Genomic DNA, 19,899 nt, shown 5'->3' with positions numbered 1-19,899 from the left:
GGGGCGCAGGAATTACAGTTTCTTGGCTTTCTCGATCGCTTCGTCGATGCTGCCGACCATGTAGAACGCTTGTTCTGGCAGGTGGTCGTAGTCACCTTTGAGGATGCCGCTGAAGCCAGCGATGGTGTCTTTCAGGGAAACGTACTTGCCTGGCGAACCGGTGAAGACTTCGGCCACGAAGAACGGCTGCGACAGGAAGCGCTGGATCTTACGAGCGCGGGCTACCAGTTGCTTGTCGGTCTCGGACAGTTCGTCCATACCCAGGATGGCAATGATGTCCTTCAGCTCTTTGTAGCGCTGCAGAACATACTGAACGCCACGCGCAGTGTCGTAGTGCTCGTTGCCGATCACGTTCGGGTCCAGCTGGCGCGAAGTCGAGTCCAGTGGATCGACCGCTGGGTAGATACCCAGGGAGGCGATGTCACGGGACAGAACGACGGTGGCGTCCAGGTGGGCGAAGGTGGTCGCTGGCGACGGGTCGGTCAAGTCGTCCGCAGGTACGTATACGGCCTGGACGGAGGTGATCGAACCTTCCTTGGTGGAGGTGATGCGCTCTTGCAGAACGCCCATCTCTTCAGCCAGGGTCGGCTGGTAACCTACTGCCGAAGGCATACGGCCCAGCAGTGCGGATACTTCGGTACCGGCCAGGGTGTAACGATAGATGTTGTCGACGAACAGCAGAACGTCGTTACCTTCGTCACGGAACTTCTCAGCCATGGTCAGGCCGGTCAGCGCTACGCGCAGACGGTTTCCTGGTGGCTCGTTCATCTGACCGTAGACCAGTGCTACTTTGTCGAGAACGTTGGAGTCCTTCATCTCGTGGTAGAAGTCGTTACCCTCACGAGTACGCTCACCCACACCAGCGAACACGGAGTAACCGCTGTGTTCCATGGCGATGTTACGGATCAGTTCCATCATGTTTACGGTCTTGCCGACACCGGCACCACCGAACAGACCAACTTTACCACCCTTGGCGAACGGGCAAACCAGGTCGATAACCTTGATGCCGGTTTCCAGCAGGTCGTTGCCGCCTGCCTGGTCAGCGAACGAAGGCGCTGGCTGGTGGATACCGCGACGCTCTTCTTCACCGATCGGGCCGGCTTCGTCGATCGGGTTGCCCAGTACGTCCATGATACGGCCGAGAGTGGCCTTACCAACAGGAACGGAAATGGCAGCACCGGTGTCGACGACATCCAGACCGCGCTTCAAGCCTTCGGTGGAGCCCATCGCAATGGTACGAACCACGCCGTCGCCCAGCTGCTGCTGAACTTCGAGGGTGGTTTCCGCGCCTTGTACTTTCAGCGCGTTGTATACACTCGGCACGACGTCACGTGGGAATTCCACGTCGATGACGGCGCCGATGATTTGAACGATACGTCCGCTACTCATAGCTGGATCCTCTGAATTTTTGAACCGTTAAACCGCGGCAGCGCCGCCGACGATTTCCGAGATCTCCTGGGTGATCGCAGCCTGACGCGCCTTGTTGTAGATCAACTGAAGCTCTTTGATCAAATCACCGGCGTTGTCTGTGGCGTTCTTCATGGCGATCATCCGGGCCGCTTGTTCAGCAGCGTTGTTCTCGACCACCGCCTGGTATACCTGCGACTCCACGTAACGCACCATCAAGCCGTCCAGCAGCTCTTTTGCGTCGGGTTCGTACAGGTAGTCCCAGTGGTGCTTGAGTTCCTGATCCGGGGTTGCCACCAACGGTACCAATTGCTCGACCGTTGGCTTCTGGGTCATGGTGTTGATGAACTTGTTCGAAACCACCGAGAGGCGATCGATACGGCCGTCCATGTAGGCGTCCAGCATCACTTTGACGGAGCCGATCAGATCGTTGATCGATGGCTCTTCGCCCAAGTGGCTGATCGCTGCTACGACGTTACCGCCAAAGATGCGGAAGAAAGTCGCACCCTTGCTGCCAATCACGCACAGGTCGATTTCCACGCCCTGTTCGCGGTTTGCGCTCATGTCCTTGACCAGGGCCTTGAACAGGTTGGTATTCAAGCCACCGCACAGACCACGGTCACTGCTCACCACGATATAACCGGCGCGCTTTACAGGGCGCTCGATCATGAACGGGTGGCGGTATTCCGGGTTGGCGTTGGCCAGATGACCGATCACCTGGCGGATACGCTCCGCGTAAGGACGGCTAGCAGCCATGCGCATTTGTGCCCTGCGCATCTTGCTGACCGCCACTTTCTCCATGGCGCTGGTAATTTTTTGCGTGCTTTTGATGCTCGCAATCTTACTGCGAATCTCTTTTGCGCCTGCCATGTATCACCTATCAGGTTAGCAAGCGGGGGCCAGGGCCCCCGCTGCGGCTTACCAGGTCTGGGTGGCCTTGAACTTCTCGATACCGGCTTTCAGGCCTGCGTCGATTTCGTCGTTGAAGTCACCCTTCACGTTGATCTTCGCCATCAGTTCAGCGTGATCACGGTTGAAGAAGGCGATCAGTGCTTGCTCGAAGCTGCCGATCTTGGAGACTTCTACGTCGGTCAGGAAGCCACGCTCAGCGGCGTACAGCGACAGGGCCATGTCCGCGATGGACATCGGCGCGTACTGCTTCTGCTTCATCAGCTCGGTAACGCGCTGACCATGCTCCAGCTGCTTGCGGGTCGCTTCGTCCAGATCGGACGCGAACTGGGCGAATGCAGCCAGTTCACGGTACTGAGCCAGCGCGGTACGAATACCACCGGACAGCTTCTTGATGATCTTGGTCTGAGCGGCACCACCTACGCGGGATACCGAAACACCGGCGTTCACTGCAGGGCGGATGCCCGAGTTGAACATGGCCGATTCCAGGAAGATCTGACCGTCGGTGATCGAGATCACGTTGGTCGGAACGAACGCGGAAACGTCGCCAGCCTGGGTTTCGATGATCGGCAGCGCGGTCAGGGAACCGGTTTTGCCAGTCACAGCACCGTTGGTGAACTTCTCGACGTACTCTTCCGAAACGCGCGATGCACGCTCCAGCAGACGGGAGTGGAGATAGAACACGTCGCCTGGGTATGCTTCGCGTCCTGGTGGACGGCGCAGCAGCAGGGAGATCTGACGGTAGGCAACAGCCTGCTTGGACAGGTCATCGTAAACGATCAGTGCGTCTTCACCGCGGTCACGGAAGAACTCGCCCATGGTGCAACCGGCGTATGGCGCCAGGAATTGCAGTGCGGCGGATTCCGAAGCACTGGCAACAACCACGATGGTGTTGGCCAGGGCGCCGTTTTCTTCCAGCTTGCGAACGATGTTGGCGACGGTGGAACGCTTCTGGCCGACAGCAACATAAACACAGAAAATACCGGAGTCTTTCTGGTTGATGATGGCGTCGATGGCCATGGCGGTCTTGCCGATCTGACGGTCACCGATGATCAGCTCACGCTGGCCACGGCCGACAGGGATCATGGCGTCGACAGATTTGTAGCCAGTCTGTACAGGCTGGTCTACCGACTTACGCCAGATCACGCCTGGAGCAACTTTCTCGACCGCGTCGGTCTGGGTGTTGCCCAGTGGACCTTTGCCGTCGATCGGGTTGCCCAGTGCGTCGACGACGCGACCCAGCAGTTCCTTACCAACTGGAACTTCCAGGATGCGGCCGGTGCACTTGGCGCTCATGCCTTCGGCGAGGGTGTCGTAGGCACCCAGGATCACTGCACCTACGGAGTCTTGCTCCAGGTTCAGGGCCATGCCGTAGACGCCGCCAGGGAACTCGATCATTTCGCCGTACATGACGTCGGCCAGACCGTGGATCCGCACGATACCGTCGGAAACCGAAACGACGGTACCTTCGTTACGGGCTTGGGAGCTCACATCGAGGTTGTCGATGCGGCCCTTGATGATTTCACTAATTTCGGAAGGATTGAGTTGCTGCATTGCTCTGCTGCCCCTTCAAACTCAAGATTTCAATGCTTCGGCCAGTTTCGCGATTTTGCCGCGAACAGAGCCATCGATTACCAGGTCACCAGCGCGGATGACGACGCCGCCAATCAGGCTGGCATCCTCCGACGCGTGCAGGCGCACTTCCTGGCCTAACCGTGCACTGAGAACCTTGGCGAGTTTGTCTTGCTGTTCTTGGTTCAACGCGAAGGCACTGGTGACTTCCACGTCCACGGATTTCTCTTGCTCGGCCTTGTACAGGTCGAACAGAGCGGCAATCTCCGGCAGAAGCAGGAGACGGTCGTTTTCCGCGGCAACATGAATGAAATTCTGTGCCTGTGCATTGAACTTGTCACCGCACACGTCAATGAACGTGGCGGCCTTTTCTGCGCTCGTCAGTCGCGGGGCCTTGAGCAGGCGCTGCATGGTGTCGTCTTGCGACACCGCAGCAGCCAGGCCGAGCATGGCTGACCAATTGGCCAGTTGCTGATGGGCCTGGGCATGCTCAAAGGCAGCCTTAGCGTAAGGTCGGGCCAACGTGGTCAGTTCTGCCATGATCGCCCTCGCTTAAATTTCAGCGGCCAGTTTGTTAACCAGCTCCGCATGCGCGTTTTGATCGATTGTGGCGCCAAGGATCTTTTCAGCACCGCCAACGGCCAGGGCACCCACTTGGGCACGCAGGGCGTCTTTAGCGCTGTTCAGTTCCTGTTCGATCTCGGCCAGAGCCTGAGCCTTCACACGGTCAGCTTCGACGCGGGCCTGATCACGGGCTTCCTCGACAAGCTGAGCAGCGCGTTTCTTGCTTTGCTCAATGATTTCGGCTGCCTGTGCTTTAGCTTCACGCAGTTGCTGACCCGCTTTCTCTTGGGCCAGCTCCAGGTCGCGAGCTGCGCGGTTGGCAGCGTCCAAGCCGTCGGCAATCTTCTTTTGACGCTCTTGCAGAGCAGTGATGACCGGAGGCCATACGTACTTCATGCAGAAGAGTACAAAAATCAGGAAAGCAACGGATTGGCCAATCAGGGTTGCATTAATGTTCACGCCAACACCTCGCTCGGTCTTAATTCATCACAGCACATCAACTCGTTGTGACGAGTGATTAGCCGGCGATCTGACCAACGAAGGGGTTCGCGAAGGTGAAGAACAGAGCAATACCAACACCGATCATGGTTACGGCGTCGAGCAGACCGGCAACGATGAACATTTTGACCTGCAGCATCGGAACCATTTCTGGTTGACGAGCAGCGCCTTCCAGGAATTTGCCGCCCAGCAGGCCGAAACCAATGGCGGTACCCAGAGCACCCAGGCCGATCAGCAGAGCAACAGCGATAGCGGTCAGACCAACTACAGTTTCCATCTTTCCTCCCGACTTTTACGTCGTATTGGTTAGGTTTTTAGTTTGAAGCGGTAAAACAAATCGTGAGTACAGCTGCCCTTGCGGACTTTTTAAGCCCTCCCCCCGTACCGGCGGGGAAGGCTATCAGACACGCCAGGCGGTCTTAATGGTTATCTTCGTGCGCCATCGACAGGTAGACGATGGTCAGCATCATGAAGATGAAAGCTTGCAGGGTGATGATCAGGATGTGGAACACAGCCCACGCCCATTGCAGCACCACACCCAGGCCGCTCAGCCACAGCAGGCCCGAGCCGAACATGACGGCGATCAGGATGAACACCAGCTCACCGGCGTACATGTTGCCGAACAGACGCAGTGCCAGCGAGATCGGCTTGGCGATCAGGGTGACGAATTCCAGCAGGAAGTTCACCGGGATCAGCAGGGCTTGAACGAAGATGTTCTTGCTGCCGAACGGGTGCAGGGTCAGCTCACCGATGAAGCCGCCCAGGCCCTTGACCTTGATGCTGTAGAAGATGATCAGGGCGAACACGCTGAAGGCCATGGCCAGGGTCGCGTTCGGGTCGGTGGTCGACACGGCGCGGAACGGAATGTGCGGATCACCGGAGATCAGGATGGCCAGCTGAGGAATCCAGTCGACCGGTACCAGGTCGACGGCGTTCATCAGGAATACCCAGACGAAGATGGTCAGTGCCAGCGGAGCGATCACCGGGCTACGGCCGTGGAAGGAGTCCTTCACGCTGCCGTTGACGAAGTCGACCATCACTTCGACGAAGTTCTGCAGGCCGCCGGGTTGGCCGGAGGTCGCCTTCTTCGCCGCCATGCGGAAGATGAACAGGAAGATCAGACCCAGCGCAACGGACCAACCCAGGGTGTCCAGGTGGAACGCCCAGAAGCCCATTGCCTTGGCTTCTGCAGCCGAATGGGCAAAGCCCCAGCTGCCGTCTGGTAGTTGACCGTAGGTCAGGTTCTGCAAGTGGTGCTGGATATAGCCCGAAGCGGTTTCTGCTGCCATGGTTGCCTCAAACGCCCTAAGGTCTCGAAAGTCTTTTATTCATTAGCAGTGGCGCGAACCAGCTGACCATTAGGGTCAGCAGGAAGACGCCGAATACTGCTAACGGCGCCAATGGCTTCACTCCTGCGAAGGTCAATGCAAACAGCACTGCCGTCAAAATCATTTTGCCTGCCTCGCCAGCGTAGAACGACTTGACGATGGCCTGCGCTGCCCGGGCTCCGCTAAAGCGAAACGCCTTCCAGGCGAAATACACATTGGGTAGCCAGGCAATCAAACCTCCGCAGAGACCTGAATATCCACTGACCGCCCCTTTCCACTGCCACACCACCAAGGTTGCCAGCAGAAGTACTACACATTGAGTCAACAGTACCGGAAAAACCGCCCAGCGATGGAAAGGCAAGCGGTTTGGCGTGCGGATTTCCATCACAACTGCTCCTCGGAAGTCGACCAACAAGTCAGCTATGACTTGGCATAATTTGTGCCGACAAAATGCGCGCAGAGTATAGGGGTGGATTAACCCCTATTCAACTCTTCGGTAGTGATTTCCGACTGCGCGCTACAACAGGAATTGTTTCAGCGGATGTGAGCAAGGACGCCTTGCAACTCGTCAAGCGAGTTATAGCGAATAACCAACTGCCCTTTGCCCTTGTTCCCATGACGGATCTGCACGGCCGAGCCCAGGCGCTCTGCGAGCCGCTGTTCAAGGCGTGCGATATCCGGATCAGGTTTGCTCGGTTCGACCGGATCAGGCTTGTCACTGAGCCACTGACGTACCAGTGCCTCGGTTTGGCGCACGGTGAGGCCACGTGCGACAACATGACGCGCCCCCTCCTCCTGACGATTCTCTTCAAGGCCGAGCAAAGCGCGAGCATGACCCATCTCCAGGTCGCCATGGGCGAGCATGGTCTTGATCGCTTCAGGCAGCGTGATCAGGCGCAACAGGTTGGCCACGGTAACCCGCGACTTGCCAATGGCATCGGCCACCTGCTGCTGGGTCAGTTCGAACTCCTGCTGCAGGCGCTGCAGGGCGAGGGCCTCTTCCAGCGGGTTGAGGTCTTCGCGCTGGATGTTCTCGATCAGCGCCATGGCGATGGCCGCCTCGTCCGCCACTTCGCGGACCATGGCCGGCACGGTGTCCAGGCCAGCCTGCTGGGTGGCGCGCCAGCGGCGCTCACCGGCGATGATCTCGTAGCGGTTGTCGCCCACCGGGCGAACCACGATCGGCTGCATCACGCCATGGGTGCGAATCGAGTGCGCGAGTTCTTCCAGCGCCACCGGGTCCATGTCGCGACGCGGCTGGTACTTGCCACGCTGGATCAGCTCGACCGGCAGGTGTTGCAGTTCCTTCTGGTCGATCTTGACAGCCTGCTCTTCGAGCGCGCTGACGGAAGGACCACTGAGCAGAGCATCCAACCCACGTCCGAGACCTCGTTTCTTAACGGCCATACGGATTCCTTAAGTTGTTTGTGCAGTGCGTGATGGACGGCGCTGACGGCGCACCAGTTCCCCGGCCAGGGCCAGATAAGCCAGCGCACCACGCGACTGCTTGTCGTAGGCCAGGGCCGGCATGCCGAAGCTCGGGGCCTCGGCCAGGCGAATGTTGCGCGGGATGACCGTGTCATACAGCTGCTCGCCGAAGTGCTCCTTGAGCTGGGCCGAAACATCGTTGTTCAGGCTCAGGCGCGGATCGAACATGGTCCGCAGCAGGCCTTCGATCTTCAGCTCCGGGTTCAGCCGGGCGGCGATGCGCTTGATGTTATCCACAAGGTCGCTGAGGCCTTCCAGTGCGTAGTACTCGCACTGCATGGGGATGATCACCCCATCGGAAGCCACCAACGCGTTGAGGGTCAGCATCGACAACGACGGCGGGCAGTCGATGAGAATGAAGTCGTAGTTCTCGCGGATCGGCGCCAGGGCGTTGCGCAGGCGGCTTTCCTTGACCTGCATTTCCAGCAGCACCACTTCGGCGGCGGTCAGGTCACGGTTGGCCGGCAACAGCTGGAAACCACCGTGCTCGGAGTAATGCATGGCCTGAGCCAGGTCGCATTCCCCGATCAGCAAGTCGTATACCGAGTGCTCGAGCTCGTGCTTGTCGACACCGCTGCCCATGGTGGCGTTGCCTTGCGGATCGAGGTCGATCAGCAGCACACGACGTTTGGTCGCGGCCAGCGATGCCGCGAGATTGATACAGGTGGTGGTCTTGCCCACACCACCTTTCTGGTTCGCGATTGCGAATACCTTAGCCATTGATGCGCGTGTTCCCAGTCATGCCTTGCGGCGCAGTATCAGCAGATGGCGCTGGCCCTGGCAACCTGGAACGGTCAGGGCCTGCTCGCTTTCCACTGTGAAGTCTGCGGGCAATGCTACCAGTTCATCGGCAGGATGCAGCCCCTTCATTGCAAGCCATTGCGTCCCGGTGTCGCCCAGATGGCGGGTCCAGTTGGTGAAGTTCTCCATGCTGCTGAAGGCACGCGAGATGATTCCGCTGAACGGTTGCGCCGGTTTGAAGGCTTCAACCCGGCTGTGGATAACCTGCAGGTTGTCCAGCTTGAGCTCCATTTTCACCTGGGTCAGGAAGCGGGTCTTCTTGCCGTTGCTGTCCAGCACCGTCACCCGCTTGTGCGGGTGCAGGATAGCCAAGGGAATGCCCGGCATGCCACCCCCGCTGCCGACATCCAGCCAGTTATCGCGCTCGCTGTGGATAAACGACATGACGCTGAGGCTGTCGAGCAGGTGCCGGGAAACCATCTCGTCCGGATCGCGCACGGCAGTGAGGTTGTAGGCCTTGTTCCATTTGATCAACAGGGCCAGGTAGCCCAGTAGCATCGTGTGCTGCTGCGCGCTCAGCTCGATGCCGAGCTGGCGCGCGCCTGTGGACAATTCTTCGGCGTGTTGCGGGGTGACCAGGGAACTCAAGCGCTTTGCTCCAATTCGCGGCCTGCGCCGCGTTTTTTCAGATGAATCAGCAGCAGCGAAATGGCCGCTGGCGTCACACCAGGAATACGCGAAGCCTGGCCCAGCGTCTCGGGACGGGTCTGGCCGAGCTTGCCCTGGATCTCCTTGGACAGGCCGGAAATCGTGGTGTAGTCGATATCCACAGGCAGGCGGGTATCTTCACTGGCGCGCAGACGGGCGATCTCGTCCTGCTGGCGGTCGATGTAGCCCGCGTACTTGGTCTTGATCTCGACCTGTTCGGCAACCTGTGGGTCGATGGCATCCCCCCCGGTAGCCTCGATCAGGCCGGCGTAATCCACTTCTGGCCGTGCCAACAGGTTGAGCAGGCTGTATTCGTGGCTCAACGGCGTACCGAACTTATCCACAACCGCCTGCCCCTGCGGGGTATTAGGGCGAATCCAGGTCGACTTGAGGCGCTGTTCCTCACGCTCGATGCCATCACGCTTGGTGCAGAACGCCGCCCAACGCTGGTCATCGATCAGGCCCAGTTCACGGCCTTTCTCGGTCAGACGCAGGTCGGCGTTGTCCTCGCGCAGGATCAGCCGGTATTCGGCACGCGAGGTGAACATGCGGTACGGCTCCTGGGTACCCAGGGTGATCAGGTCGTCGACCAGTACGCCGATGTACGCCTCGTCGCGGCGCGGGCACCAGCTTTCGCGGCCTTGCGCGCGCAGTGCAGCGTTGGTACCGGCCAGCAGGCCTTGCGCACCGGCTTCTTCGTAACCGGTGGTGCCGTTGATCTGGCCGGCGAAGAACAGGCCGCCGATGACTTTGGTCTCGAGGCTGTACTTCAGGTCACGCGGGTCGAAGTAGTCGTACTCGATGGCATAACCCGGGCGCACGATGTGGGCGTTTTCCATGCCGCGGATCGAACGCACCAGCTCCAGCTGCACATCGAACGGCAGCGAAGTCGAAATACCGTTGGGGTACAGCTCATGGGTGGTCAGGCCTTCCGGCTCGATGAACACCTGGTGGCTTTCCTTGTCGGCGAAGCGATGGATCTTGTCTTCGATCGACGGGCAGTAGCGCGGGCCGACGCCTTCGATCACACCAGAGTACATCGGCGAACGGTCGAGGTTCGAAGCGATGATCTCGTGGGTACGTGCGTTGGTGTGGGTGATCCAGCAGCTCACCTGGCGCGGGTGCATCTGGGCATTGCCCATGAACGACATGACCGGGATCGGTGTGTCGCCCGGTTGTTCGGTCATCACCGAGAAGTCCACCGAGCGGCCATCGATACGTGGCGGGGTACCGGTTTTCAGGCGGCCGACGCGCAGCGGCAGTTCACGCATGCGGTGTGCCAGCGCGATCGAGGGCGGATCGCCGGCGCGGCCGCCGGAATGGTTTTGCAACCCGATGTGGATAAGCCCACCGAGGAAGGTACCGGTAGTCAGCACCACGGATTCGGCGAAGAACCGCAGGCCCATCTGGGTTACCACGCCTTTGACCTGGTCCTGTTCGACGATCAGGTCGTCGCAGGACTGCTGGAATATCCACAGGTTTGGCTGGTTTTCCAGGATTTCGCGAACCACTGCCTTGTAGATGGCGCGGTCAGCTTGCGCTCGGGTGGCGCGTACGGCCGGGCCTTTGCGGTTGTTCAACACGCGGAACTGAATGCCGCTCTTGTCGGTGGCCAGCGCCATGGCGCCGCCGAGCGCATCGATCTCTTTGACCAGATGGCTTTTGCCAATACCGCCAATCGCGGGGTTGCAGCTCATGTGACCGAGGGTTTCCACGTTGTGGGTCAGCAGCAGGGTTTTGACACCCATGCGTGCAGACGCAAGCGCAGCCTCGGTACCGGCATGGCCGCCGCCGATGACGATCACTTCAAAACGGGAAGGGAAATCCACCACGCACCTCGTGCCTGTTTTTGCGAATAGAGAAGGTAAGCCGACAAGTATAGGGACTTACCCCCTTGCAAAGGAACCGTTTGCGCAAAATTTGATCAGGCTGTGGATGAGTGGCAAACAACAGAAATCAAAGAATAAGAATTTAAAAAGCTTTGTTTTTATGTTTATTCTTATGCACACACCTTTCTGTGGATAAGGTTACACAGGCCTTATCTGGCGCTGTGTACAGAGAAATTAAACCCTGTTATTCAAGTGCCATGAGGGCTATGGATAACGTCATTTAACCTGTGGATTAAATGCCTATTTACCCACAGGCCGGTTTTTCCTCAAGAAAAAGAGTGGGTTATCAAGAGACCTGAAGGTGGGTTATCCCCAGGGTACAGGCGCACCTATTTTCACCTGTGGATGAAAAAAACCAGGATCTGGACGGCCTTCTTGGCCAACGCACAGCCAGTGAGGTGACTGACGAGCAAAAAAAAACCGCTCCCGAAGGAGCGGCCTGGTGTCGCCAATGGCCTTGTGAAGGCCTGTGGATTACTTGCCGATGCAGAAACTGGAGAAGATACGCCCCAGCAGGTCATCCGAGCTGAACGCCCCTGTGATCTCTCCCAGGGCGTGCTGAGCCTGGCGCAGGTCCTCTGCCAGCAGTTCACCGGCGCCAGCCAGGGTCAGCTGCGCACGGCCATGCTCCAGGTGATCGCTGGCCTGTCGCAGGGCATCCAGGTGGCGCCGGCGGGCACTGAAACCGCTCTCTGCAGTCTGTTCGTAGCCCATGCAGGCCTTGAGGTGGTCACGCAGCAGCTGCAAGCCGCTATCGTCATCCTTGGCGCTGAGGGTGATGGTCACATGGCCGTCGTCACACTGCTCCAGGCCCACGGCTTCACCGCTGAGGTCGGCCTTGTTACGGATCAACGTGACGTTGCCAGGGTCCGGGCGCTGATCGAGGAACTCCGGCCAGAGGGCGAAGGGATCGCTGGCTTCGGGTGCCGTGGAGTCGACCACCAGCAATACACGATCAGCTTCGCCAATGGCCTTGAGCGCCCGCTCGACACCTATCTTTTCCACATGGTCATCGGTATCACGCAGGCCAGCGGTGTCCACCACGTGCAACGGCATGCCGTCGATGTGGATATGTTCACGCAGGATGTCCCGGGTGGTGCCGGCGATGTCGGTAACGATGGCCGCTTCGCGACCGGCAAGGCGGTTCAGCAGGCTGGATTTACCCGCATTCGGGCGGCCGGCGATCACCACCGTCATACCATCGCGCAGCAGCGCGCCCTGCCCGGCTTCGCGTTGTACTGTGGACAACTCGCTGCGCACGGTATCCAGCATCGACAGCACGTGGCCATCGGCGAGGAAGTCGATCTCCTCCTCCGGGAAGTCGATCGCCGCCTCCACGTAGATGCGCAAGGCGATCAGCGCCTCGGTGAGGCTGTGCACACGCTTGGAGAACTCCCCCTGCAGCGAGCGCAAGGCATTGCGCGCCGCCTGGCTGGAGCTGGCCTCGATAAGGTCGGCGATCGCCTCGGCTTGTGCCAGGTCGAGCTTGTCGTTGAGAAACGCACGCTCGCTGAACTCACCCGGGCGGGCCAGCCGGCAACCGAGTTGTACACAGCGCTGCAGCAGCATGTCCAGGACCACAGGCCCGCCATGCCCCTGGAGCTCGAGCACATCTTCACCGGTGAACGAGTTGGGCCCTGGGAAGTACAAGGCGATGCCTTCGTCCAGCACCAGGCCCTGGTCATCGCGAAACGGCCCGTAATGGGCGTGGCGAGGCGTCAGGGTACGGCCGGTGATGAGCTGGCCTGCCTGGGCAGCCAACGGGCCGGACAACCTGACAATGCCCACGCCTCCGCGGCCCTGGGCGGTAGCGATGGCGGCGATGGTCTCACGCACAGTGTTCATGCTCGAAAGCCTCTACGACAAAAAACGACAGATAGCAAAAACGCCCCACTAGGGGGCGTTTTTATTCACAGACTAGCAGCCCGTCAAGCAGCAGCTTTCTTGCTCGCTGCTTCGATACGGCGGGTGATGTACCACTGCTGGGAAATCGACAAGCAGTTGTTCACAACCCAGTACAGCACCAGACCAGCCGGGAACCACAGGAAGAAGAAGGTGAAGATGATTGGCATCATTTTCATGACCTTCGCCTGCATCGGATCCGGCGGCGTCGGGTTCAGACGCTGCTGAATGAACATGGTGGCGCCCATGATGATCGGCAGGATGAAGAACGGATCCTTGATCGACAGGTCAGTGATCCACAGCATCCATGGGGCCTGGCGCATCTCGACGCTTTCCAGCAGTACCCAGTACAGGGCCAGGAATACCGGCATCTGTACCAGGATCGGCAAGCAGCCACCCAGCGGGTTGATCTTCTCTTTCTTGTACAGCTCCATCATCGCCTGGGACATCTTCTGGCGATCATCGCCGAAGCGTTCCTTCAGCGCGGCAAGCTTTGGCGCCACGGCACGCATGCGCGCCATCGAGCGGTAGCTGGCAGCCGACAGCGGGAAGAACAGGCCTTTGATCAGCATGGTCAGCACGATGATCGACCAGCCCCAGTTACCCAGCAGGCTGTGGATATGTTGCAGCAGCCAGAAGATCGGCTGGGCAATGAACCACAGGAAGCCGTAGTCGACGGTCAGTTCCAGGCCTGGGGACAACTCCTTGAGCTTGGACTGGATCTTCGGGCCGGCGTACAGCATGGCGCTGGTTTCGACCTTGCCGCCAGCAGGTACGCTGATGGCCGGGCCGGTGTAACCGATGATGTAGTTGCCTTGGCTGTCCTTGCGGGTTTGGACAACGTTGTTGTCCGACTTGGCCGGGATCCAGGCGGTTACGAAGTAGTGCTGCAGCCAGGCGACCCAGCCGCCGGACACATTTTCTTTCAAACTACCTTTGTCGATGTCTTTCATCGACACTTTCTTGTACGGCTCGGCAGCTGTCCACAGGGCGGCGCCCAGGTAGGTGGCGGTGCCGGTTGCCGTGCTCGAAGACGGATCGCCACTGGCGTCACGCTTGAGCTGGGCAAACATGTTGCCGCTCCAGGGCTGTGCGCTCTGGTTGTCGATCAGGTAGCTGACAGTCAGGTCGTACTCACCACGCTTGAAGCTGAAGCGCTTGATGTAGTTCACACCGTTGTCGCTGAACTTCAGGTCGACCACCAGTTGTTCCTGGCCATCGGCCAGCTGGTAGCTGCGCTGCTCGGCCGCGTACAGCGGGCGACCAGTGGAACGGGCGTCCGGGCCGTTGGCGCCGGTCAGGCCGCTCTGGGCCAGGTACACACGCTCGCCGCCATTGTCGAACAGCTGGAACGGAATGTTCGGGTGGTCCTGACGGCGTGGGTACTTCGGCAGGTTCAGCTGGACGATGTCACCACCGACCGGGTCGATAGCCAGTTCCAGAACATCAGTCTTGACCCGGACCAGATCCTTGCTGAGTGCGACCGGTGCCAGTTCGGCAGGGCTCGATTCGGCGTTGGCGCTCGGTACATCGGCGCTGGCACCGTTGTTACCGGCCGGCACGCCATCGGGCAAGCCCGGAGCAACAGTGCTGGCAGCAGTATTCTGAGTCGGCAGGGCAGCTTGGCCGTAGTCATCGTTCCACTTCAGGACCATGACGTAGGACACGACTGCCAGCGCGGCGATCAGGATCGTGCGTTTAATATCCATGATTACTCGGCTATCGAAGAAGTTCGGGAGGAAGGAGCGGGTGGAACGGGGTCGAAACCGCCGTCGTTCCACGGATGACAACGCCCCAGGCGACGAACGGCCAGCCACCCACCACGCCAGAGGCCATGGTTTTCGATGGCTTCGTAAGCGTAACAGGAGCAGCTGGGGAAGAAACGACAGTGATTGGCCATCAGTGGACTGATGGCATAACGGTAAAACTGGATCGGAACGAGTGCCAGTTTACGCATCTTGGCTGTCTACCCCTGCGGAATCGGCGCTAACTGCTGGAGATGGCCGGCTGCGCGCCAGGCGTTTCCAGAGCTTGCCAAAGTGTTGATGCAATTCCGGGTTTTCTACCTCACCCAATCCCTTGCGCGCGACGATCACGATGTCCAGGCCAGCGAGTATCTGCTGGTTCAGACGAAAGGAATCGCGCATCAAGCGCTTGAGGCGATTGCGTTGAACGGCGAGCTTGACGCTCTTCTTGCCAATCACCAGGCCAAGGCGTGGATGATCGAGGCCGTTCTCGCGAGCAAGGATCAGCAGGTTTTTCCCTGGAACCTTGCCGGTTGGGGAGTCGAAGACCGCTTTGAAATGTCGGGGTGTAAGCAGTCGCTTTTCCCGACTGAAGTCCTGACTCACCACCTGTGCCGAAAAATCAAATGGCCAGACGCTTACGGCCTTTGGCACGACGACGCGACAGAACAGCGCGGCCGTTCTTGGTAGCCATACGAGCACGGAAACCGTGAGTGCGCGCGCGCTTGATGGTGCTTGGTTGGAAAGTACGTTTCATGGCGTGTTACCTGGGTTTGTCGACGACGGCCGGGATGGCCCCCTTTTTAAGAGACCGGCGATTCTAGAGAAAGCAAGGCAATAGGTCAATTTCCAACCAGTCATTCCTTATAGACGGCGTGATGCGTTTGCTCGGCCAGCGGTTGCCCAGACACGAGCCATTCGGGATCCCCCCACCGTGGATAACATGATAAAAAAGAAGAGACATTTAAAAAGCTTTCTTAAAGAACTTATAAATCTTAAGTGGATAACTTTCTGTGGATAACGTTCTACAGCCCAGGAAAATCAGTCTGTACAGAGTTTTGAAACCCTGTCGGTATCCGGTGCTGCGCTTGTGCTGCGCCTGCGTAGAATCTGTGTATAAAAACACGCTTTATCCACAGTCGAATTATCCACAGATCTCGACCCAGGGTTGTGCATAGCCCTCAGGTGCGGTTATCCACAAGGTTTATGCACAGCTGTATAAAGACGTTTTGGTCGATAAATGGCTGTTTTGCCATGACTCCTAACGTATCCACATGTGGATAACTGATCGCTCGACCGGTACAATGGCGGTTTGCTTTTGCCTCATCCGGCTTTCAAACTCAGGGGATATCCGTGTCAGTGGAACTTTGGCAGCAGTGCGTGGAGCTTCTGCGCGATGAACTGCCTGCCCAGCAATTCAACACCTGGATCCGTCCGCTACAGGTCGAAGCCGAAGGCGACGAGTTGCGCGTCTATGCGCCTAACCGTTTCGTTCTCGATTGGGTCAATGAAAAGTACCTGGGTCGTCTGCTCGAGCTGTTGGGTGAAAACGGCAGCGGCATTGCACCTGCCCTTTCCTTATTAATAGGCAGCCGTCGCAGTTCGGCGCCGCGTGCCGCCCCCAATGCGCCTGTCAGTGCCGCTGTGGCTGCTTCGCTGGCGCAGACCCAGGTACACAAGGCTGCGCCCGCTGTTGTGTCGGCAGAACCTGCCGCTGCACCGGTAGAGCCTGTGCTGGTCAACGAGGTGGCTGAGCCGTCGTCGCGCGACAGCTTCGATGCCATGGCCGAGCCTGCGCCGGTGCCGGCTACCAGCACCCGTACCGAACAGCGCACCGTTCAGGTTGAAGGCGCGCTCAAGCACACCAGTTACCTGAACCGCACGTTCACCTTCGACACGTTCGTCGAAGGTAAGTCGAACCAGCTGGCGCGTGCGGCCGCCTGGCAGGTCGCCGACAACCCCAAGCATGGCTACAACCCGCTCTTCCTTTATGGCGGCGTCGGCCTGGGCAAAACCCACTTGATGCATGCTGTGGGTAACCACCTGCTGAAGAAAAACCCGAATGCCAAGGTGGTCTACCTGCACTCGGAGCGTTTCGTCGCCGACATGGTCAAGGCGCTGCAGCTCAATGCCATCAACGAATTCAAGCGCTTCTATCGCTCGGTCGATGCGCTGCTGATCGACGATATCCAGTTCTTCGCCCGCAAGGAGCGCTCGCAGGAAGAGTTTTTCCACACCTTCAACGCCCTGCTCGAGGGCGGCCAGCAGGTGATCCTCACCTCCGACCGCTACCCGAAAGAAATCGAAGGCCTGGAAGAACGCCTGAAGTCCCGCTTCGGCTGGGGCCTGACCGTTGCAGTCGAGCCGCCAGAGCTGGAAACCCGTGTGGCGATCCTGATGAAGAAGGCCGACCAGGCCAAAGTCGAGCTGCCCCATGACGCAGCCTTCTTCATTGCCCAGCGCATCCGTTCCAACGTCCGTGAACTTGAAGGGGCACTGAAGCGGGTGATTGCTCACTCGCACTTCATGGGCCGCGACATCACCATCGAACTGATTCGCGAATCGCTGAAGGATCTGCTGGCACTGCAGGACAAATTGGTCAGTGTGGATAACATCCAGCGCACCGTGGCCGAGTACTACAAGATCAAGATCTCCGATCTGTTGTCCAAACGGCGCTCGCGCTCTGTCGCGCGGCCGCGGCAGGTGGCCATGGCCCTGTCGAAGGAGCTGACCAACCACAGTCTGCCGGAGATCGGCGACATGTTTGGTGGTCGCGACCACACGACCGTGCTGCACGCCTGCCGCAAGATCAACGAACTGAAGGAATCCGACGCGGACATCCGCGAGGACTACAAGAACCTGCTGCGGACGCTGACGACCTGATGGCCGTCTGCGCAGCTAATTGAAGGCAAGGGACTAGACCATGCATTTCACCATTCAACGCGAAGCCCTGTTGAAACCCCTGCAACTGGTCGCCGGTGTCGTCGAGCGCCGTCAGACCTTGCCGGTCCTGTCTAACGTATTGCTGGTTGTGCAAGGCCAGCAGCTGTCGTTGACCGGTACCGACCTGGAAGTCGAACTGGTAGGCCGCGTGCAACTTGAAGAGCCAGCCGAGCCTGGCGAAATCACTGTCCCGGCGCGCAAGCTGATGGACATCTGCAAAAGCCTGCCGAACGACGTCCTGATCGATATCAAGGTCGACGAGCAAAAACTGTTGGTCAAGGCCGGCCGCAGCCGCTTTACCCTGTCGACCCTGCCTGCCAACGACTTCCCGACTGTGGAAGAAGGCCCGGGCTCGCTGACCTGCAACCTGGAGCAGAGCAAGCTGCGCCGCCTGATCGAGCGCACCAGCTTCGCCATGGCCCAGCAAGATGTTCGCTACTACCTCAACGGCATGCTGTTGGAGGTATCGCGTAATACCTTGCGTGCGGTGTCTACCGATGGTCACCGCCTGGCACTGTGCTCGATGAGTGCCCCCATCGAGCAGGATGATCGCCATCAGGTCATCGTGCCGCGCAAAGGTATCCTTGAGCTGGCGCGTCTGCTGACCGACCCTGAAGGCATGGTCAGTATCGTCCTGGGGCAGCATCATATCCGCGCGACCACCGGCGAATTCACCTTCACCTCCAAGCTGGTGGACGGCAAATTCCCTGACTACGAGCGCGTATTGCCCAAGGGTGGCGACAAACTGGTGGTGGGTGATCGTCAGGCACTGCGTGAGGCCTTCAGCCGTACCGCTATCCTGTCCAACGAGAAGTACCGCGGTATTCGCCTGCAACTGGCCGCTGGCCAATTGAAGATTCAGGCCAATAACCCGGAACAGGAAGAAGCTGAAGAAGAAATCAGCGTCGACTATAACGGCAGCGCGCTGGAAATCGGCTTCAACGTCAGCTACCTGCTGGACGTGCTGGGCGTCATGACAACCGAGCAGGTGCGTCTGATTCTGTCCGACTCCAACAGCAGTGCGCTGCTGCAGGAGGCTGGCAATGATGATTCGTCCTACGTTGTCATGCCGATGCGTCTGTAACCTGTAGCAGAGCGAATGTCCCTTCGACGTATCATGGTCACCGCGGTGCGCAACCTGCACCCGGTGACCCTCTCACCTTCTCCCCGCATCAACATCCTCTACGGTGCTAATGGCAGCGGCAAGACCAGTGTGCTTGAAGCTGTGCACCTGCTTGGGCTGGCGCGGTCCTTCCGCAGTACGCGTCTTAACCCCGTCATCCAATACGAGCAGCCAGCGTGCACCGTGTTTGGCGAGGTCGAGTTGACGTCGGGAGGCACCAGCAACCTGGGGGTATCTCGGGAACGGCAAGGCGAATTCACAATTCGCATCGACGGGCAGAATGCCAAAAGTGCTGCGCAGTTGGCCGAACTGTTGCCATTGCAGCTGATCAACCCAGACAGTTTCAGGTTGCTGGAGGGCGCCCCGAAAATTCGCCGCCAGTTCCTGGATTGGGGAGTGTTCCACGTGGAACCTCGGTTTTTGCCTGCCTGGCAGCGCCTGCAGAAGGCGCTCAGGCAGCGAAACTCGTGGTTGCGGCATGGTACACTTGACCCAGCTTCGCAAGCCGCCTGGGACCGGGAATTGTGCCTGGCCAGCGCGGAAATAGATGAATACCGTCGCAACTACATCATGGCCTTGAAGCCCGTCTTCGAGCGAACCCTGAGCGAACTGGTCGAGCTTGACGGGTTGACCCTGAGCTATTACCGAGGCTGGGACAAGGACCGGGAACTCAACGAAGTACTCGCCTCCTCTCTCCTTCGTGATCAGCAGATGGGCCATACCCAGGCCGGTCCGCAGCGTGCTGATCTACGACTTCGATTGGCTGCCAACAACGCAGCCGACATTCTGTCGCGAGGGCAGCAGAAACTTGTGGTGTGTGCGCTACGCATTGCCCAAGGGCACCTCGTCAGTCAGGCTCGCCGCGGTCACTGTATTTATCTCGTGGATGATTTGCCGTCAGAACTGGACGAGCAACACCGCCGCGCATTGTGCCGCTTGCTTGAAGAATTACGCTGCCAGGTGTTCATCACCTGTGTAGATCACGAATTACTGAGGGAAGGCTGGCAGACGGAAACGCCAGTTGCTTTGTTCCACGTGGAACAAGGCTGTATCACCCAGACCCACGACCATCGGGAGTGAAG

At 59.0% G+C, this 19,899-nt stretch carries 20 protein-coding genes; 3 read left to right on the top strand and 17 right to left on the bottom strand.

Going from position 1 to position 19,899, the window contains the following annotated elements; genetic code table 11:
• Positions 1 to 12: 12 nt before the first annotated feature.
• The 17 genes from atpD to rpmH all read right to left on the bottom strand — a co-directional run bounded on the left by atpD (position 13) and on the right by rpmH (position 15,508).
• Complete coding sequence (gene atpD / locus HU766_RS08645; RefSeq protein ID WP_016489910.1) at positions 13 to 1,389, bottom strand: F0F1 ATP synthase subunit beta; 1,377 nt, start codon at positions 1,387 to 1,389, stop codon at positions 13 to 15.
• A gap of 27 nt (positions 1,390 to 1,416) precedes the next feature.
• Positions 1,417 to 2,277 carry a F0F1 ATP synthase subunit gamma gene (gene atpG, locus HU766_RS08640; protein ID WP_033702434.1) on the bottom strand — a complete coding sequence of 287 codons (861 nt, stop codon included), beginning with the start codon at positions 2,275 to 2,277 and terminating at the stop codon, positions 1,417 to 1,419.
• A 48-nt stretch (positions 2,278 to 2,325) separates the two neighbouring features.
• Positions 2,326 to 3,870, bottom strand: a complete 1,545-nt coding sequence (gene atpA / locus HU766_RS08635; protein ID WP_012274911.1) for a F0F1 ATP synthase subunit alpha — start codon at positions 3,868 to 3,870, stop codon at positions 2,326 to 2,328.
• A gap of 21 nt (positions 3,871 to 3,891) precedes the next feature.
• Complete coding sequence (locus HU766_RS08630) at positions 3,892 to 4,428, bottom strand: F0F1 ATP synthase subunit delta (protein ID WP_003253191.1); 537 nt, start codon at positions 4,426 to 4,428, stop codon at positions 3,892 to 3,894.
• Between the two features lie 12 nt (positions 4,429 to 4,440).
• Positions 4,441 to 4,911: a F0F1 ATP synthase subunit B gene (locus tag HU766_RS08625; protein ID WP_003260032.1), complete on the bottom strand. Its 471-nt coding sequence runs from the start codon at positions 4,909 to 4,911 to the stop codon at positions 4,441 to 4,443.
• Positions 4,912 to 4,969: 58 nt separating this feature from the next.
• Positions 4,970 to 5,227: a F0F1 ATP synthase subunit C gene (gene atpE / locus HU766_RS08620; protein WP_003097235.1), complete on the bottom strand. Its 258-nt coding sequence runs from the start codon at positions 5,225 to 5,227 to the stop codon at positions 4,970 to 4,972.
• A gap of 142 nt (positions 5,228 to 5,369) precedes the next feature.
• On the bottom strand, positions 5,370 to 6,239 hold the full coding sequence (gene atpB / locus HU766_RS08615; RefSeq protein WP_033702435.1) for a F0F1 ATP synthase subunit A: 870 nt from the start codon (positions 6,237 to 6,239) through the stop codon (positions 5,370 to 5,372).
• Positions 6,240 to 6,255: 16 nt separating this feature from the next.
• Entirely contained in the window at positions 6,256 to 6,663 is a 408-nt protein-coding gene (locus tag HU766_RS08610) for a F0F1 ATP synthase subunit I (RefSeq protein WP_033702436.1), read from the bottom strand.
• Positions 6,664 to 6,812: 149 nt separating this feature from the next.
• Positions 6,813 to 7,685 (bottom strand): ParB/RepB/Spo0J family partition protein, encoded by an 873-nt coding sequence (locus HU766_RS08605; RefSeq protein ID WP_033702437.1) that lies wholly within the window; start codon positions 7,683 to 7,685, stop codon positions 6,813 to 6,815.
• A gap of 9 nt (positions 7,686 to 7,694) precedes the next feature.
• Entirely contained in the window at positions 7,695 to 8,486 is a 792-nt protein-coding gene (locus HU766_RS08600) for a ParA family protein (protein WP_027592075.1), read from the bottom strand.
• A gap of 18 nt (positions 8,487 to 8,504) precedes the next feature.
• Positions 8,505 to 9,155, bottom strand: a complete 651-nt coding sequence (gene rsmG, locus HU766_RS08595; protein ID WP_033702438.1) for a 16S rRNA (guanine(527)-N(7))-methyltransferase RsmG — start codon at positions 9,153 to 9,155, stop codon at positions 8,505 to 8,507.
• A complete protein-coding gene (gene mnmG, locus HU766_RS08590; RefSeq protein ID WP_186655455.1) occupies positions 9,152 to 11,044 on the bottom strand; it encodes a tRNA uridine-5-carboxymethylaminomethyl(34) synthesis enzyme MnmG in 1,893 nt (630 codons plus the stop codon). The genes rsmG and mnmG overlap by 4 nt, the downstream gene beginning before the upstream one ends.
• A gap of 534 nt (positions 11,045 to 11,578) precedes the next feature.
• The gene (gene mnmE / locus HU766_RS08585) at positions 11,579 to 12,949 is read right to left on the bottom strand and encodes a tRNA uridine-5-carboxymethylaminomethyl(34) synthesis GTPase MnmE (RefSeq protein ID WP_186655452.1); all 1,371 of its coding nucleotides are present in this window, start codon (positions 12,947 to 12,949) and stop codon (positions 11,579 to 11,581) included.
• Positions 12,950 to 13,032: 83 nt separating this feature from the next.
• Positions 13,033 to 14,715, bottom strand: a complete 1,683-nt coding sequence (gene yidC / locus HU766_RS08580) for a membrane protein insertase YidC (protein ID WP_033702440.1) — start codon at positions 14,713 to 14,715, stop codon at positions 13,033 to 13,035.
• Between the two features lie 2 nt (positions 14,716 to 14,717).
• The gene (yidD, locus tag HU766_RS08575; RefSeq protein ID WP_015268406.1) at positions 14,718 to 14,963 is read right to left on the bottom strand and encodes a membrane protein insertion efficiency factor YidD; all 246 of its coding nucleotides are present in this window, start codon (positions 14,961 to 14,963) and stop codon (positions 14,718 to 14,720) included.
• Entirely contained in the window at positions 14,956 to 15,360 is a 405-nt protein-coding gene (rnpA, locus tag HU766_RS08570) for a ribonuclease P protein component (protein WP_077068714.1), read from the bottom strand. Before rnpA ends, yidD begins: the two co-directional genes overlap by 8 nt.
• 13 nt (positions 15,361 to 15,373) lie before the next feature.
• Positions 15,374 to 15,508, bottom strand: coding sequence for a 50S ribosomal protein L34 (rpmH, locus tag HU766_RS08565; RefSeq protein ID WP_003253163.1), 135 nt, complete (start codon positions 15,506 to 15,508; stop codon positions 15,374 to 15,376).
• Between the two features lie 596 nt (positions 15,509 to 16,104).
• On the opposite strand from rpmH, the gene dnaA reads away from it, so the two are divergent.
• From dnaA to recF, 3 genes are read left to right on the top strand one after another with little or no spacing between them, the layout of a single operon-like run.
• Positions 16,105 to 17,634, top strand: a complete 1,530-nt coding sequence (gene dnaA / locus HU766_RS08560; protein WP_033702442.1) for a chromosomal replication initiator protein DnaA — start codon at positions 16,105 to 16,107, stop codon at positions 17,632 to 17,634.
• A gap of 40 nt (positions 17,635 to 17,674) precedes the next feature.
• Positions 17,675 to 18,778 carry a DNA polymerase III subunit beta gene (gene dnaN, locus HU766_RS08555; protein WP_027592068.1) on the top strand — a complete coding sequence of 368 codons (1,104 nt, stop codon included), beginning with the start codon at positions 17,675 to 17,677 and terminating at the stop codon, positions 18,776 to 18,778.
• 15 nt (positions 18,779 to 18,793) lie between these two features.
• Positions 18,794 to 19,897 (top strand): DNA replication/repair protein RecF, encoded by a 1,104-nt coding sequence (gene recF, locus HU766_RS08550; RefSeq protein WP_033702443.1) that lies wholly within the window; start codon positions 18,794 to 18,796, stop codon positions 19,895 to 19,897.
• Positions 19,898 to 19,899: the final 2 nt, after the last annotated feature.

Origin of the sequence: Pseudomonas sp. SWRI77 (assembly GCF_014269105.1) — a bacterium.
Lineage (GTDB): Bacteria > Pseudomonadota > Gammaproteobacteria > Pseudomonadales > Pseudomonadaceae > Aquipseudomonas > Aquipseudomonas capeferrum.
Note: the sequence above shows the minus strand (reverse complement) of the source record. Positions and strands in the feature narration are given on the sequence as shown.